Here is a 14445-nt window from a genome sequence, read left to right as displayed (position 1 = left end):
GCATGGGCGAACCGGAAGTCCTGATCGAGCGGCGCGACGGGCTCGGCCTGATCACGCTCAACCGGCCCAAGGCCATCAACGCGCTGAATCATCCGATGGCGCTGGCCATTCTGGACGCGCTGCGCGAGTGGGCCGCCGACGACGAGGTGCGCACCGTCGTGCTCACCGGCGCGGGCGAGCGCGGACTGTGTGCGGGCGGCGATATCGTCGCCATCCACAATGACGCCAAGAACGCGGTGGTGCAGGGCGATACGGCCGCCGCCGACTCGCCGAGCGGCCGGTTCTGGCGTGACGAGTACATGCTCAACGCGCTCATCGGCCGCTACCCGAAGCCGTACGTCGCCGTCATGGACGGCATCGTCATGGGCGGCGGTGTCGGCCTGTCCGGGCACGCCAGCCACCGCATCGTGACCGAACGATCCAAGATCGGCATGCCGGAGACCGGCATCGGCTTCATCCCCGACGTGGGCGGCACCTACCTGCTGTCGCACGCGCCCGGCGAGATCGGCACCCACGTCGCCCTCACCACCGCGCGGATGAGTGCCGGTGATGCCATCGCGGCGGGCTTCGCCGACTACTTCGTGCCCGCGGAGCAGCTTCCGGCACTGCTGGAAGCGCTGCGCGACAACGACGCCGATACCGCCATCGCCAAATTCGCGCAGACCGCACCGGAATCCGAACTGATGGCGCAGCGCGACTGGATCGACGCCTGCTACAGCGCCGACTCGGTGGAGGAGATCGTGGCGCGGCTGCGCACCCACGACGCCCCCGAGGCCGCCAAGGCCGCCGCGGACGTGCTGACCAAATCGCCGGTGGCGCTGAAGGTCACGCTGCGCTCGCTGCGCAACGCGCGCGCCGCGACGCACCTCGAGGAGGTGCTGAACGAGGAGTACCGGGTGTCGGTGGCCTCGCTGAGCACCCACGACCTGGTGGAGGGCATCCGCGCGCAGGTCGTGGACAAGGACCGCAACCCGCGGTGGAACCCGGCCACCCTCGCCGATGTCAGCGCGGCCGAGGTGGACACGTATTTCGCCGAATTGGGCGACAAGGAACTGGGATTGACCGCACCGGAGGGCAAATGAGCACGACCGTCGCATTCCTCGGACTGGGCCACATGGGTGGCCCGATGGCCGCGAATCTGGTGCGGGCCGGATACGAGGTGCTGGCCTACGATCCGGTGCCCGCCGCACAGGAGCAGGCGCGCACCGATGGCGCGCGGGTGGTCGACACCGCGAAACAGGCTGCCGCCGAGGCCGATTGCGTCATCACCATGCTGCCCAACGGCCGCGTCGTGCTGGATGTGTACGACGAGGTCCTGCCCGCCGCCAAGCCGGGCACGCTGTTCATCGACTGCTCGACCATCGATGTCGCCGACGCCAAGACCGCCTCGGAGCGAGCGGTCGCGGCGGGGCATCGGGCGCTGGACGCCCCTGTCTCCGGCGGCGTCGCCGGTGCGGCGGCGGGCACGCTCACCTTCATGGTGGGCGGCGCGGCGGCGGATTTCGCCGACGGGCTGCCGCTGCTGGAGGTCATGGGCGGCAAGGTGGTGCACTGCGGCGGCGCGGGCGTCGGCCAGGCCGCCAAGATCTGCAACAACATGCTGCTGGGCATCTCCATGATCGGGCTGTCCGAGGCCATCGTGCTCGGTGAGAAGCTGGGCCTCACGCACGAGAAGTTCTTCGACGTGGTGTCCACGGCGTCGGGGCAGTCGTGGGCGCTCACCTCGTACTGTCCGGTGCCCGGCCCGGTCCCGACCAGCCCGGCCAACAACGACTACCGGCCCGGATTCGCCACGGCGCTGATGAACAAGGATCTGGGTCTGGCGGCCAACGCGCTCGCGGCCAATGGCGTCGACGGACAGATCGGCCTGCTCGCCGCCGCGATCTACGACCGCTTCAACCAGGACGAAGCGGGCAAGGACTTCTCGGCTATCGTCACCGATATCCGCAAGCGATCCGGAGGAGAGAACACGCGTGGCTGAATTCGAGACCATTCTGCTGGAGCGCAAGGGGCGCGTCGCGCTGATCACGCTCAACCGGCCGAAGGCCCTCAATGCGCTGAACTCGCAGGTCCTCGCCGATATCTCCGCCGCCCTCGACGAGCTCGAGCACGATGACGAGATCGGTGCGGTCGTGCTCACCGGGTCGGAGCGGGCCTTCGCGGCGGGCGCGGACATCAAGGAGATGCAGAGCAAGTCCTATATGGACATGTTCCTCGCCGACCACTTCGCGGGCTGGGATCGGCTCACCGCCTTCCGCAAGCCGATCATCGCGGCGGTCGCGGGCTACGCCCTCGGCGGCGGCTGTGAGCTGGCCATGATGTGCGACCTGCTGATCGCCGCCGACACCGCCAAGTTCGGGCAGCCGGAGATCAAGCTCGGCGTCATCCCCGGCATGGGCGGCTCGCAGCGCCTCACCCGCGCCGTGGGCAAGGCCAAGGCCATGGACCTCATCCTGACCGGCCGGAACATGGATGCCGAGGAGGCCGAGCGGGCGGGTCTGGTCTCGCGTATCGTGCCCGCCGCCGACCTGGTCTCCACCGCTCTCGAGGTGGCCGCGACCATCGCCTCGATGTCGCTGCCGTCGGTCATGATCGCCAAGGAGGCCGTGGACCGCTCCTTCGAGACCACCCTCGGCGAGGGGCTGCGCTTCGAGCGCCGGGTCTTCCACTCGCTGTTCGCCACCGAGGATCAGAAGGAAGGAATGGCGGCCTTCGTCGAGAAGCGCGCCGCGAACTTCTCGCACAAGTAGCGGAGCGCCCCGGCTCGACTCGACAACCTGTGTCCCGCCGTGAATCACGGCGGGACACAGGCGTATTCGGCGACTAGCCGCCGGGTTTCGGCGGTCCGATCACCTCGACCGGGCTGGCCGGGGTGCCGCCTTCCTGATGGCTGCGATCCATCATGAGCACGCCCGCGATGGTGCCGCCCAGGGTGGCGGTGACCGCGACGGCGGCGAGGAGTTTGCGCCGGGATACCGGCTCCTCGGTACCGCGCATGGCGGCGGCCATCGGGGCGAACCGGACACTGCGCACCCGGCGGGCGGAGGGGCGTTCGGCGGCGAGCAGGACCGCGCCGCGAGCGGAGACGAACTCCGGCTCCGGGTCGTAGATGAGCGGTATGTCCAGCTGCTGCTGGAGTTCGTCGCGAATGCTCAGCGTCCGGGTGCAGCCGCCGAGCAGGGCGATGGCGGTGGGGTGCACCCCGGTCTCGGCGATCATCTGCCGGACGAACGACGCCGAATGGTGGATCCCCGCCTCCGCCAGGTCGGCGAAATCACTGCGGGTGATCACCGCCCGATGCCCGGAGATGGGGTCGCACACCGTCACCACCCGCTCGGTGTCCAATGCCTCCTTGTAGCGGCGGCTGGCGGGCAGATCCACCCCCACCCCGTTGCGGGCCAGCAGCCAGCGCAGCAGCGCGTCGTGCCCGTCACCGCCCAGTACCGTGCTGCGCTTGCTCGCCAGGATGGCATCGGCGCGGCAGTCGATCTGGGTAACCGTCAGCCCGGACGCGCCCAGGTCGTAGAGCAGCACCGAGCCCTCGGCGGGTAGTCGGCCGGTGAACCGCAGATACCGCAGTTGGGCGACCGGTTCGTCGATCACGGTGAGGCGATTGCGCCCGGCCGTGGCGCGCACCGCCTCCGCCGCCGTGGCGCTGCGGCAGGTGGCGGCGATGCCGGTGATGAACTCGTCGCGGCGCGCGGCCGACTGGCGCATCAGGCGGATCGCCTCGAAAACCGCCTCCTCCAGCGCGCCGCCCACCCGGCGCGGCACGTGCACGCGGTCGATCGGGGGCAGGTGGGGCTGGTCGGAATGGGTCAGCATCGCCCGCGCGCCCGAAGCGCCCGCCGATACCCCGAGGACCAGCACCATGGCTCAATGGTGAACCTTTTGCGGCCCGATTCCAAGACAATGGCGCAGGAAAGTGGCTATCCGGATGCTGGAGGGTTACCGGCTGGCCCATCGTGTCGGCGTGTCGCCCGCATCGAAGTCTCCGGCGGCGCGTCGGAATTCTGCCAGCAACTCCAGCAGCTGCCGCAAACGTTCCGGTGACAGGCCCGGTCGGGAGAACACCTCCCGGTTCAGCGCGGCGGTCGCCTCGGCCACCAGTTGCCTTCCGGCATCGGTGATCTCGATCAGGGTCGCCCGCCGATCGCTGGGATGCGGCACCCGTTTCACCAGGTGGGCCGCTTCCAGCCGGTCGACGGTATTGGTCACCGACGTCGGATGCACCTGGAGCCGGGCGCTGGCCACCGCCATGGGCAGCGCACCCGTCTTGCTGAAACCCAGCAGCATCAGCAGTTCGTAGCGGGAGAAGGTCAACCCCGAGGGTTTCAGTGCCTCGTCCACCCGGGCCATGACGATCTGCTGTGCCCGCACCAGCGACGTCACCGCCGCCATACCGTCCGCGACGTCACCCCATCCGTGCTCGGTCCACTGGCGATGCGCCTCCTCGATGGGATCGAGCGGCAGGGGACGTGGCCGAGACATGAACCGATCATCGCACGAGCGACCGTTTTCGATGGACCGGCCGACGGCACCGGGTGTCGGAGGGCGACGGGTCGCATTGCGATCAGCGCGATTCCAACCCTCGCGGAGCTCGGGCCGACAGGGGAGTATCGACGGCGATGCGGGTGTGACCGAGTGGTTAGGTACCGGCCTGCAAAGCCGTTCACGCGGGTTCGAATCCCGCCGCTCGCTCGATTCCGGCCCCCCGCGGTGTACCGCGGGGGGCCGCGACGCTGTTCGGACTCGCCGTTCAGTCGGGGGTGCCGGTTCCCCCGCCCCCATGAGACGCTAGGTTGGTTAGCCAAACCTCAGGTCAGAGGCGGGAAAGGACAGTCATGACGGCAGGCCGATGGAAACTGCTATCCGGTGCTCTCGCGGCCCTCACGCTGCTCGCGGCCACGGGTTGCTCGAACTCGTCCGAGGACGACAACGAGATTCTGGTCTACAACGCCCAGCACGAATCGCTCACCAAGGAGTGGGCCGAGGCGTTCACCGCGGAGACCGGCATCAAGGTGACCCTGCGCCAGGGCGGTGACACCGACCTGGGCAATCAGCTCGTCGCCGAGGGCGCGGCCTCACCCGCGGATGTCTTCCTCACCGAGAATTCCCCGGCCATGGCCCTGGTCGAGAACGCCGGGCTGTTCGCAGACCTGGACGCCGAGACCCTCGACGCCGTCCCCGCGTCCTACCGGCCCTCCACCGGCAAGTGGACCGGCGTCGCCGCGCGCGCCACCGTCTTCGTCTACGACACCGGCAAGTTGGCCGCCGACCAGTTGCCCGCCTCCCTGCTGGATCTCCAGCAGCCGCAGTGGAAGGGCCGCTGGAGCGCGGGTGTATCCGGCGCGGACTTCCAGGCCATCGTGGCCGCCCTGCTGGAACTGAAGGGCGAGGACGCCACCCGCGCCTGGCTGCGGGGCATGAAGGAGAACGCGATTCCGTCGCAGAACAATGTGGTCACCATGAAGGGCGTCAATGCCGGGCAGTTCGACGGCGGCGTCATCTACCACTACTACTGGTATCGCGACCAGGCCAAGACCAAGGAGAACAGCGGCAATACCGCGCTGCACTATTTCAAGAACCAGGATCCGGGCGCGTTCGTCTCCATTTCCGGGGGTGGCGTGCTGAAGTCGAGCGATAAGCAGGAGCAGGCGCAGCGCTTCATCCGATTCATCGTCTCCCGCGCCGGCCAGGAGGTGCTGCGCGACGGCACCTCCATGGAGTATCCGGTCGCCAGCGATGTGGCCGCCAATCCCGCACTGCCGCCGCTGGATTCGCTCCAGGCCCCGGCGATCGATCCGAGCCGGCTGAATGCGAAGAAGGTCACCGAGTTGATGACCGAGGCCGGTCTGCTCTAACCATGACCGTCCGGACCGCTGTAGTCGACCGGCCGGGGCGCGGCTCCCGCCCCGGCCCATTCGTCACGGGCGTCGCGCTGCTGCTGGTGGCGGCGACGTTCGTGCCGCTCGGCTACATCGTCTACACCCTCCTCGAGACCGGACCGCACGAGACGGCCCAGCTCATCTTCCGCGCCCGGGTCGGCGAACTGCTGCGCAACACGGTGAGCCTGGTGGTGCTCACCGTGCCGATCTGCGTGGTGCTGGGTGTCGGCCTGGCTTGGCTCCTGGAGCGCACCGACGTCCCCGGATCCGCTTGGTGGGGGCCGGTATTCGCCGCGCCGCTGGCGGTGCCCGCCTTCGTGAACAGCTACGGCTGGGTGAGCGTGTTCCCCGCGCTGCACGGGCTCGGGGCGGGCGTGCTCATCGCCACCCTGTCGTACTTCCCGCTGGTGTACCTCCCGGCCGCCGCCACACTGCGGCGACTCGATCCGGCCGTGGAGGAGTCGGCGCGGGCGCTCGGCTCCGGGCCGGTAGCGGTCTTCGTCCGCATCGTGCTGCCGCAGTTGCGCCTGGCCATTCTGGGCGGCGGTCTGCTCATCGCCCTGCACCTGCTCGCCGAATACGGCGCGTTCGCCATGGTGCGGTTCGCCACCTTCACCACGGCCATCTTCGAGCAGTACCAGTCCAGTTTCGCCGGGCCCGCGGCGAGCGGCCTGGCCAGCGTGCTGGTGCTGTGCTGCCTGGTGCTGCTGGCGGGTGAGGCGACGGCGCGGGGACAGGCCCGCTACGCCCGCATCGGCAGCGGCGCACCGCGAGCCGTGCGGCGGGTCCGGTTGGGCGGCACCGCGATTCCGGTGCTCGCGGTGCTGGCCGCGACAGCGGTCGCCGAGCTCGGGGTGCCGCTGTGGACCATACTGCGCTGGCTCGGCAAGGGCGGTGCGGCCGTGTGGGATTGGGCCGATATCGGCGAATCCCTGGGGCAGACGCTCGGTTTGGCGGTCGCCGCCGCCGTGATCACCACGCTGTGCGCCTTCCCGGTGGCCTGGATCGCGGTGCGCTCGGACACCGTGTTCGCGCGGCTGATCGAGGGGGCCAACTACATCACCAGTTCGCTGCCTGGCATCGTCATCGCGCTGGCCATGGTGACCGTGACCATTCGCTGGCTGCCGGGCGTCTACCAGACCACCGCCATGGTGCTGGCCGCCTACACCCTCATGTTCCTGCCGCGCGCCCTGGTGAGCGTGCGCGCCGGACTCGCCCAGGTGCCGGTGGGTCTGGAGGAGGTGTCGCGGGCGCTCGGCAAATCCGCCCCCGCCACCTTCTTCCGCGTCACCCTGCGGCTCACCGCCCCCGCGGCCGCGACCTCGGCGGCGCTGGTGTTCGTGGCCGTCGCCACCGAGCTGACCGCCACCCTGCTGCTGGCCCCCATCGGCACCCGGACATTGGCCATGCGGTTCTGGTCGCTGTCGAGCGAACTCGACTACGCCGCCGCCGCGCCCTACGCGCTGATCATGATCCTGGTGTCGGTGCCGGTCACCTATCTGCTGTTCACTCAATCAAGGAAGGCGGCCGGAGTATGAGTCGTCTTGTCGTATCCGGGGTGTCGAAGACCTTCGGCCACACCCGGGTGCTCGACGCAATCACCCTCGACGTCGCGAACGGCAGCGCCACCGCGGTGGTCGGTGCTTCCGGCTGCGGGAAGACGACCCTGCTGCGGGTGATCGCCGGATTCGAGTCGCCCGATGCGGGCAGCGTTTCGGTCGGATCCGAAACCGTTGTGCGTGAAGGCTTCTCGATTCCGCCCAATCGTCGCAATATCGGCTATGTGGCCCAGGACGGCGCGCTGTTCCCGCATCTGACGGTCGGCCAGAACATTGCCTACGGTCTCAACGGCGGGCTGTCCGGTCGCCGTCGCCGCCATCGCGACCGGGTCGTCGAACTCCTCGACATGGTGTCACTGGGCTCCGCCTACGCCGACCGCCGCCCACACGAGCTCTCCGGCGGTCAGCAACAGCGGGTGGCGTTGGCGCGGGCACTGGCCCGCAAACCCGATGTGATGCTGCTCGACGAGCCGTTCAGCGCCCTTGACACCGGACTGCGCGCCACCACCCGGCAGGCGGTCGCCGACACCCTGCGGGCCGCGGGCATGACCAGCATTCTGGTCACCCACGACCAGGAGGAGGCGCTGTCGTTCGCCGACCAGGTGGCGGTCATGTGCGCCGGGCGGTTCACCCAGGTGGGCTCGCCGGAACAGGTGTACGCCGCCCCCGCCGACCTGTTCACCGCCCGCTTCCTCGGCGACTGCGTCCTGCTCGACGGCACCGTCGAATCCGGTGTCGCCGAGTGCGCGCTCGGCCGCGTACCCGTGCGGTCGGACGCGCCCACCGGGGCGGTCACCGTGATGACGCGGCCGGAACAGCTGGTGGCGCAGGTGGTGACCGACGACGAACCGGGCACCGGAACGGTGCGCGCGGTGGAATTCCGCGGCGCGGACGTCATGCTCACCATCGCACTGGACGGTGTGGCCGCGCCCATCCAGGTGCGCCGGATCAGTGTCGGCGCTCCGGTGGTGGGGGAGCGGGTGCGGCTCGAAGTGCTCGGCACGGCAGTCGCTTTCGCCGCCGAGTCGGACGCCGCCGTGGCGTCGGCGCCGGCTACCGCCGCGTAATCGCAGTGGCCGCACCGAAATTTATGACCGGTGCCGTCACGCCCCCTATATTGACGCGAGAACAGCGGGACCGGCCGATGCGGTCTCGCACTCGCACGAGGGAGATCCATTGCGCACCACGCTGATCGTCACCGCCGCGGCCGCACTGGCCATGGTTCCGGTATCGGCCGCCGCCGAAGGTCCCGGCGACAACACTCTCCGGGTGAGCGCCGTGCACGCCGCCGATCGGTTCCCCATCGAGGGTGTCACCGCGGACGTGTCCGACTGCCTGGGCGGTCCGGTGCTCGCGACCGTGACCACCGGCGCGAACGGCGCCGGGAGCTTCGGTGTCGCCCCCGGCTGCTACCGGGTGCGGCTCACCTCGACGCCCGCCGGATGCACGCTCGACGGTGAGCCCGCCGTGCAACTCGCCGTGATCCCGGGCATGGTGCAGACCGCGGACTACCGCTTCCGCTGCGCCTGATTCCCCCGACGGCCTGATCTTACGGCCGTTCGAATTCGGTTGGATGGTTCGGCCGGATTGTTCCGGCCGGATTCGGTCCGGTGCTCGGCTGTGCCCGTCTGCCCCCGGGCACAGTCCGCGCGGGGATTTCTCCCGCGTCGCGGCCTCGTCGATCGGACCGGTTGCGCTACTGGATGACCGCGCAGCCGCCGCCGGAGGACAGCGTGCACAGCATGGTCGAGATGGCGCGCACCAGCGCCTCGAGCGGATTGCTGGGTACGGAAACCGGCGAAACCATCATGGTGTCGGACCTTTCTGTCGTGATGTACAGGTCACGGTTCGTGACCATGGGCTAGACCGCTCGGCACCACCGTCTTGTTACCAACGTGTGGTCGACGCGTGCGTGAATCGTGGCTGACCTCACCGGTAAACTCGGCGATGGGCAACATCACGGCAACAGGCCCGGTATTCGGTTCCTGACAGCCCCGGCGACATTCGCTGTCCGTCGCGCGAGAGGCGTTCGCACCACCGATCGGGTAGGTGACGAGATGGGCGTGAAGTTCGCGTTGGCACATCCGGTAGGAGCGGTCCCGATGCCGGACCTGCGCCGGTACGAGTGGACGATCGAGGTGTCGGCCGCCTTCCTCGGCGCGACGGTCGCCGGGCTGCTGCTGATGGCTCCGCTCGATTTCGCCTGGACCAGCTCCGGTCCGTCGCTCCAGGTCGATCTGCTGGTCATGAACGTGCCCCGTGCGGCGGCCGCCGGAGCGGTGCTCGCGGTGGTGACGGCCGCCCTGGCCGTCTCGCTGGGCGTGCGCGCCGCATGGGTCGCGGCGCTCGGCAGCGCGACGATACTGCTGGTCGACCACCTCCGCGATCCCGCCGCGGCCGCCGCGCTGACCACCGTGAACTATGTCGACTCGCTGTTCGGCGGCATCCTGCTGGGTGCGCTCGCGGTGGCGGCGCTGCGGCGTCCCGCCACCGGGTACGCCTTCCTCACCGGCATCCTGTCGGCGGTCCTCATCGGTGATCTCACCGCGCTGCCCGCAGGTACGGCGTCGTCGTTGGCCGAGTGGGCAGCCACCGATACGCCGCCGGTCTGGCTCATCGCCCTCGCCGTCCTCGCGCTGGCGGCGGGAACGCTGTTGAACCGGCTCGAATCACCATTGGGCAAGCCCGATTACGGTGATCTGCCACTCGGCCCGATCGTCGCGGCGCTGCTGCTCCTCACCTCGCACGTGGTGGCCGCCGAATGGATTGCACGCCAGGCGGATTCGTTCGCCGACAACGTGCTGGCGGTCGCTGTCGCCATGATCGTCACCGGGGCCGCGGTGCTGCTGCTGCCCGCTCGCGACGGCGTGCTGGTGTTGCTGGCGGTGGCCGCCGCCAATGTCGGGAGCGCGATTACCGCTGTGCCGCGCCCGGATTGGAGTATGCCCATCCCGCTGCTCGGCGTGGCCGCCGGACTGTGGGCGGGCCGCCGCTGGCCGCGGCCGTGGGCCGGACTGCTGGCCGCCGCGGCGCTCGCCGTCTTCGCGGCCCTGACCGCGGGTCGGACCGCCACCCCGGCGGCGGCGATCCCGATCCTCGGCATCACCGCCCTCGCCCTGATCGTCGGCTACTGCTTCGGCGCGGTCACGCCGAGCGCCGCGCCGAGCACGGTGCTGGCGGTGGCGGTGCTGGTGGTGCCGTGCCTGGTACTTGCCTTGCGCGGCAACAGTTTCGGCCGAGTGGCGTATTCGCCGCGCTGGTTCCGCGACCCGGCCGATATCGCGTCGCCCGCCGCGGGCTGGACCGCGCTGGCCATTGTCGGCTGCTGCGCCGTCGGAATGTCGGCGGTGTACGCGCTGCGGTCGCGGTGATACGCAATCGCGACCGTCGCTCAGCGGCCGAAACGTCCGTCGACCCAGGCCAATACGGTGGGGTAGGACGCGTCCAGCACCCCGCGATGGTCGACGCCCGGGTAGGTGCGGTACTCGACCGGCAGCCCGGTCAGCCGCTGCTGGGCCACCATGGCATCGGTGGCCAGCGCCGGAACGGTGGTGTCCGCGCGGCCCTGGAGCACCAGCAGCGGCCGGGTGAAAACCAGTGTACTGGGGTCGTTCTCGTCGAGCACGCGGGCCAGGGCGGAGACGTCGCCGTCGCGGTCGAACACCGCGCCGGCGGGCAGCCCGCCCCACTGGTCCGCGCCGCGCAACTGACCGATGCAGTCGGTATCGGCCAGCGGCAGCATGGCATCGGCGCGCGGGGTGAGGAACCGGGCGGGCTCGATCGGCGCCACCGTCTGCGCACCGCGAATCACCAAGGGCAGGAAGGCCGTTGTCCCGGCCGTGGCCTGTCCCAGCGCCGCCGCCGCACCGACCGTGGTGGCCAGCTGCGACGCCTGCACGCCGATGCCCTGATGCGAGGCGGGGGCCAGCGCCACCGCCCCCAGCAACTCCAGTTCGGGAGCCCAGGCGGCAGCCTGCGCGTTCGCGAACACCGCCGCCTGACCACCCTGGGAATGCCCCACGGCCACCCACCGGGTGCCGATGGCGGGCTCGATCTGCCTGGCGGCCAACGCCATATCGGCGACCGCCCGCTGCTCGGCCGCACCGATCAGATAACCGTGCGGCCCGGGTGTGCCCAGCCCCTGATAGTCGGTCTGCGCCACCGCGTATCCGGCCGCCACCCAGCGCGCCTGCACCTGCCGCACCAGCGAGGTGTAGTCGCGCGCCGGATAGGCGGGTGAGGTGTCGCGCGACGGCGCACAACCATCGGCCACCCCGGTGGTGCCGTGCGCCCAGGAGATGAGCGGCCAACCACCCGGCGGCGCTTCCCCGGGCGGCACCGCGACGGTCCCCGACACGGCGACCGGATTGCCGCCCAGATCAATCGACCGATACAGCACCAGATAGTTCCGCGCCCCCGGCACCCCCGGATCACCGTCGATCGACCGCATCTGAATCACCGACCCGTGCGGCCCCGCCACCCGATCCTCCGCCGGCGTGTAGAACGCGAGCAGATCCGGACTCTCGCCCACCACATTGCCGCCGGCGAGGGGCGCATACAGCGTGGACGCCGCCGCGACCGCCGCCACCAACACCGCCAGCCGCCCACTACGCCTCCCGCGCGGGGGCGTCATGGCGAATGCGGTAGCGGACATGCCTGCGAACATACCGTCCAGAACGTCTGTATTCGCGATGACAAGCCGTACCTGCCAGGCACCCTCTCGAGTGTTTCCACCCACAGGTACCGCCACGCTCCAGAACCCGCCCGGCGCGGCGGCGGATCGACCGGCCCAGTCCCAGTCGAAGCGGAGGCTCGACGTCACGTGGTCACCCCATGATTCGTGCCCAGGCATCTCGGACTGCGGTCAGCGCGTGCTCGGCCGTGACTTCCAGTCGGGTCTGCCCGGCCAGTTGTGAGTTCCAGTCGTCTTCGCTCGGCGCACGATCGAACAGTTGCGGGCTGGGGAGACGGTTGGTCGGGCCGTACCTGCGATACAGCGCACCCGCGGCGGCATCGATCGCGCCGATGTTGTTGAGCGCCCACAGATCCCAGAGGTCGCGTGCGGCGCGCCGGTCATGCCACGTCGCGGTCTTTCCCGCGACGAAGGCCGGCAATGTGGGCACGAACAGCTCGGCCGGTGGTACGTCGCCGTATCGCTGTTCGAGATCACGAAGTTCGGTCGGCCACGCTGGCTGTCCGCGTGCCGACAGCAACTGGATCTTGACCGATACACCGGACGCGGTACGCAGGCTGGCGGCTCCTGCTTCCGGGACATCGCTGAGCGATGGGGTCCATTCCAGCCGTCCGTAGCTCCGCGCGACCGCGCGTGGCAAAACAGCGTCGAGGTCGGCTGCCAGTGCGGTGCGGTTGTTCAGCGCAACCAGGTCGATGTCCTCACTGAGCCGACTGTTCACCAAATGTGTACGGGCAAGCGCGGTTCCGCCGATGAAGTGCAACTGGTCGCCGAAGCCGCGGCTGATGGCCGCCAGTAGATGGGAGATCAGATGGTCGCGCTCGACCTGTTCGGGCGCGACGCCGAACCGAGCTGCGACATTCTCGTGTTCACCGTTCATTTCCCACCCAACCTTCCGCGCGTCGAAGCGCCGCGCTCAGACGCTGGTTCGCCGCAAGGTCTGCAAGCCTCGTCGAATCGGTACGGCGGTAGAGCGTGGCGACAGCCGAACGAACCTCCGTCTCGGCGTTGCCCAGCGCTGGGCGTCGGGCAAGATCGAGGATGGTCTGTTCCGGGGTGGTGACCAGCATCGGGCCCAGCGGCGATTCGACGCGCTCGGCATCGATAGCCTCGGTATCACGGCGCACGAACCGAACGCGCGCGGGACGGTCGGTCAGCGCGATCGGTCGGTGTTGCGCCGGAACCGCGACAACTGCTGTCGCCAGCGCACGAGGTATCGCTCCGAACACTCGCGCTGCGCTGACGCCCATGACGATCGCCTGATCCGCCCCATAAATCGACGATGCGATACCTGCGGCCGCCGCTTCCAAGCCGGGCAGCCAACTGTGGCCGACGTAGTCCGGCGGGACGATGATGTAGTAGCCGTGAGCGACACGGTGCAGCACACCCCGATGGACCAGCCGCGCGACCTCGGGTCCCGGCTGAGCATAGATTTCGGCCAAGTCCTGCGGTCGCACGGTCCGCAGTGGTGCCCGCCAGAGTCGGTTGGGCAGCAAGGTGCTGTGCCGTTCGGTCAACCAACACCACCTTCCGAACAGTATGCATTTCATTGGCTATAGACCAATGAAATGCATACTAGTGGTAGCTGGCTCTACCCCACGCCAGCATCCGGATCGTGTGTTCAATTCCTGCCGCATCGGCGAGGTCTTTGAGAACCACGTCGGCGGCCTCGAGCTCAGCCGCGGCTGTACCGCCTGCGGCGACAGCGATCACGCGTGCACCGCCCTGGTGGGCGGTCTCGATATCGCCGACGCTGTCGCCGATCAGCACCGTATTGCCTTGGCCGAATTCGCCGCTGCTGCTGGCGCGCGCCTGCGCGATGGGCACGAGCGCGGGCCGATGCCCGTCGTCGTCGCCGTAGGCGCCGGTGTCGAGGTCGAGATATTTGTGCAGGCCGAAGGTTTCGAGCTTGATACGCGTGACTTCACGGGTATTACCGGTGAGGACCGACTGCCGGATACCCGTCACCACCGCAAGGTGTTCGAGTGCTTCCTCGGCCCCGGGCATCACGCGACCTTGTGTGCGGAGCTGGTCCTGCCGTTCGATGTACGCGGCAGCGAGGGACTCGGCGAACACTGAAAACGGTGGCGGTCGATCGATATCGTGCAGGGCTGCGGTGGCGGCGTAGATATCCGGTTCGGTACGGCCCGTGATTCGAGGCATGTGCTCCAAGACGCGGCCGGTGACCTGCTCGAACGCTGCGGCGAACGACGCGCGACCGACGCCACGGGTCTCGATGAGCGTATGGTCGACATCCCACAGCACGAGAACGCTGTCGTTCTGGGTGAATGACATGCGAGCCGTC

Annotated in this window: 15 protein-coding genes and 1 tRNA gene; 9 read left to right on the top strand and 7 right to left on the bottom strand. The window is 69.2% G+C overall.

Annotated features, from left to right (window positions below):
- Positions 1-2: 2 nt before the first annotated feature.
- The 3 genes from FOH10_RS25175 to FOH10_RS25165 are packed head-to-tail and all read left to right on the top strand — an operon-like array spanning position 3 to position 2750.
- Positions 3-1082, top strand: a complete 1080-nt coding sequence (locus tag FOH10_RS25175) for an enoyl-CoA hydratase/isomerase family protein (RefSeq protein WP_143982585.1) — start codon at positions 3-5, stop codon at positions 1080-1082.
- Positions 1079-1981, top strand: coding sequence for a 3-hydroxyisobutyrate dehydrogenase (mmsB, locus tag FOH10_RS25170; protein WP_143982584.1), 903 nt, complete (start codon positions 1079-1081; stop codon positions 1979-1981). Before FOH10_RS25175 ends, mmsB begins: the two co-directional genes overlap by 4 nt.
- On the top strand, positions 1974-2750 hold the full coding sequence (locus tag FOH10_RS25165) for an enoyl-CoA hydratase (protein WP_143982583.1): 777 nt from the start codon (positions 1974-1976) through the stop codon (positions 2748-2750). Before mmsB ends, FOH10_RS25165 begins: the two co-directional genes overlap by 8 nt.
- Positions 2751-2823: 73 nt before the next feature.
- Here FOH10_RS25165 and FOH10_RS25160 read toward each other — a convergent pair whose 3' ends face one another.
- Both FOH10_RS25160 and FOH10_RS25155 read right to left on the bottom strand, forming a co-directional pair.
- Positions 2824-3873: an acetate and sugar kinases/Hsc70/actin family protein gene (locus FOH10_RS25160; RefSeq protein ID WP_143982582.1), complete on the bottom strand. Its 1050-nt coding sequence runs from the start codon at positions 3871-3873 to the stop codon at positions 2824-2826.
- A 75-nt stretch (positions 3874-3948) separates the two neighbouring features.
- Positions 3949-4491: a MarR family winged helix-turn-helix transcriptional regulator gene (locus tag FOH10_RS25155; protein ID WP_143982581.1), complete on the bottom strand. Its 543-nt coding sequence runs from the start codon at positions 4489-4491 to the stop codon at positions 3949-3951.
- Positions 4492-4630: 139 nt separating this feature from the next.
- On the opposite strand from FOH10_RS25155, the gene FOH10_RS25150 reads away from it, so the two are divergent.
- The 5 genes from FOH10_RS25150 (at position 4631) to FOH10_RS25130 (ending at position 8977) form a co-directional block, all read left to right on the top strand.
- Positions 4631-4701, top strand: a tRNA-Cys gene (locus FOH10_RS25150).
- Between the two features lie 143 nt (positions 4702-4844).
- Complete coding sequence (locus FOH10_RS25145; protein ID WP_143982580.1) at positions 4845-5864, top strand: iron ABC transporter substrate-binding protein; 1020 nt, start codon at positions 4845-4847, stop codon at positions 5862-5864.
- Between the two features lie 2 nt (positions 5865-5866).
- Positions 5867-7426, top strand: coding sequence for an ABC transporter permease (locus tag FOH10_RS25140; protein WP_143982579.1), 1560 nt, complete (start codon positions 5867-5869; stop codon positions 7424-7426).
- Entirely contained in the window at positions 7423-8514 is a 1092-nt protein-coding gene (locus FOH10_RS25135; RefSeq protein ID WP_143982578.1) for an ABC transporter ATP-binding protein, read from the top strand. Before FOH10_RS25140 ends, FOH10_RS25135 begins: the two co-directional genes overlap by 4 nt.
- A 109-nt stretch (positions 8515-8623) precedes the next feature.
- Complete coding sequence (locus tag FOH10_RS25130) at positions 8624-8977, top strand: prealbumin-like fold domain-containing protein (RefSeq protein ID WP_143982577.1); 354 nt, start codon at positions 8624-8626, stop codon at positions 8975-8977.
- Positions 8978-9143: 166 nt separating this feature from the next.
- On the opposite strand, the gene FOH10_RS34985 is transcribed toward FOH10_RS25130, so the two are convergent.
- Positions 9144-9305 carry a hypothetical protein gene (locus tag FOH10_RS34985; RefSeq protein ID WP_186000582.1) on the bottom strand — a complete coding sequence of 54 codons (162 nt, stop codon included), beginning with the start codon at positions 9303-9305 and terminating at the stop codon, positions 9144-9146.
- A gap of 244 nt (positions 9306-9549) precedes the next feature.
- Here FOH10_RS34985 and FOH10_RS25125 point away from each other — a divergent pair, with 244 nt between their 5' ends.
- Positions 9550-10818: a hypothetical protein gene (locus FOH10_RS25125; RefSeq protein ID WP_143982576.1), complete on the top strand. Its 1269-nt coding sequence runs from the start codon at positions 9550-9552 to the stop codon at positions 10816-10818.
- A gap of 20 nt (positions 10819-10838) precedes the next feature.
- On the opposite strand, the gene FOH10_RS25120 is transcribed toward FOH10_RS25125, so the two are convergent.
- From FOH10_RS25120 to FOH10_RS25105, 4 genes are all read right to left on the bottom strand, one after another.
- Entirely contained in the window at positions 10839-12101 is a 1263-nt protein-coding gene (locus FOH10_RS25120) for an alpha/beta hydrolase family protein (RefSeq protein ID WP_186000581.1), read from the bottom strand.
- Between the two features lie 172 nt (positions 12102-12273).
- Complete coding sequence (locus tag FOH10_RS25115; RefSeq protein WP_143982574.1) at positions 12274-13020, bottom strand: nucleotidyl transferase AbiEii/AbiGii toxin family protein; 747 nt, start codon at positions 13018-13020, stop codon at positions 12274-12276.
- On the bottom strand, positions 13010-13582 hold the full coding sequence (locus tag FOH10_RS25110) for a type IV toxin-antitoxin system AbiEi family antitoxin domain-containing protein (RefSeq protein WP_244961366.1): 573 nt from the start codon (positions 13580-13582) through the stop codon (positions 13010-13012). The genes FOH10_RS25115 and FOH10_RS25110 overlap by 11 nt, the downstream gene beginning before the upstream one ends.
- Positions 13583-13715: 133 nt before the next feature.
- Entirely contained in the window at positions 13716-14435 is a 720-nt protein-coding gene (locus FOH10_RS25105) for an HAD family hydrolase (protein WP_143982572.1), read from the bottom strand.
- Positions 14436-14445: the final 10 nt, after the last annotated feature.

Origin of the sequence: Nocardia otitidiscaviarum, assembly GCF_007362295.1 — a bacterium.
Lineage (GTDB): Bacteria > Actinomycetota > Actinomycetes > Mycobacteriales > Mycobacteriaceae > Nocardia > Nocardia otitidiscaviarum.
The sequence above is the reverse complement of the archived record's forward strand: the minus strand, read 5'-3'. Positions and strand labels throughout refer to the sequence as shown.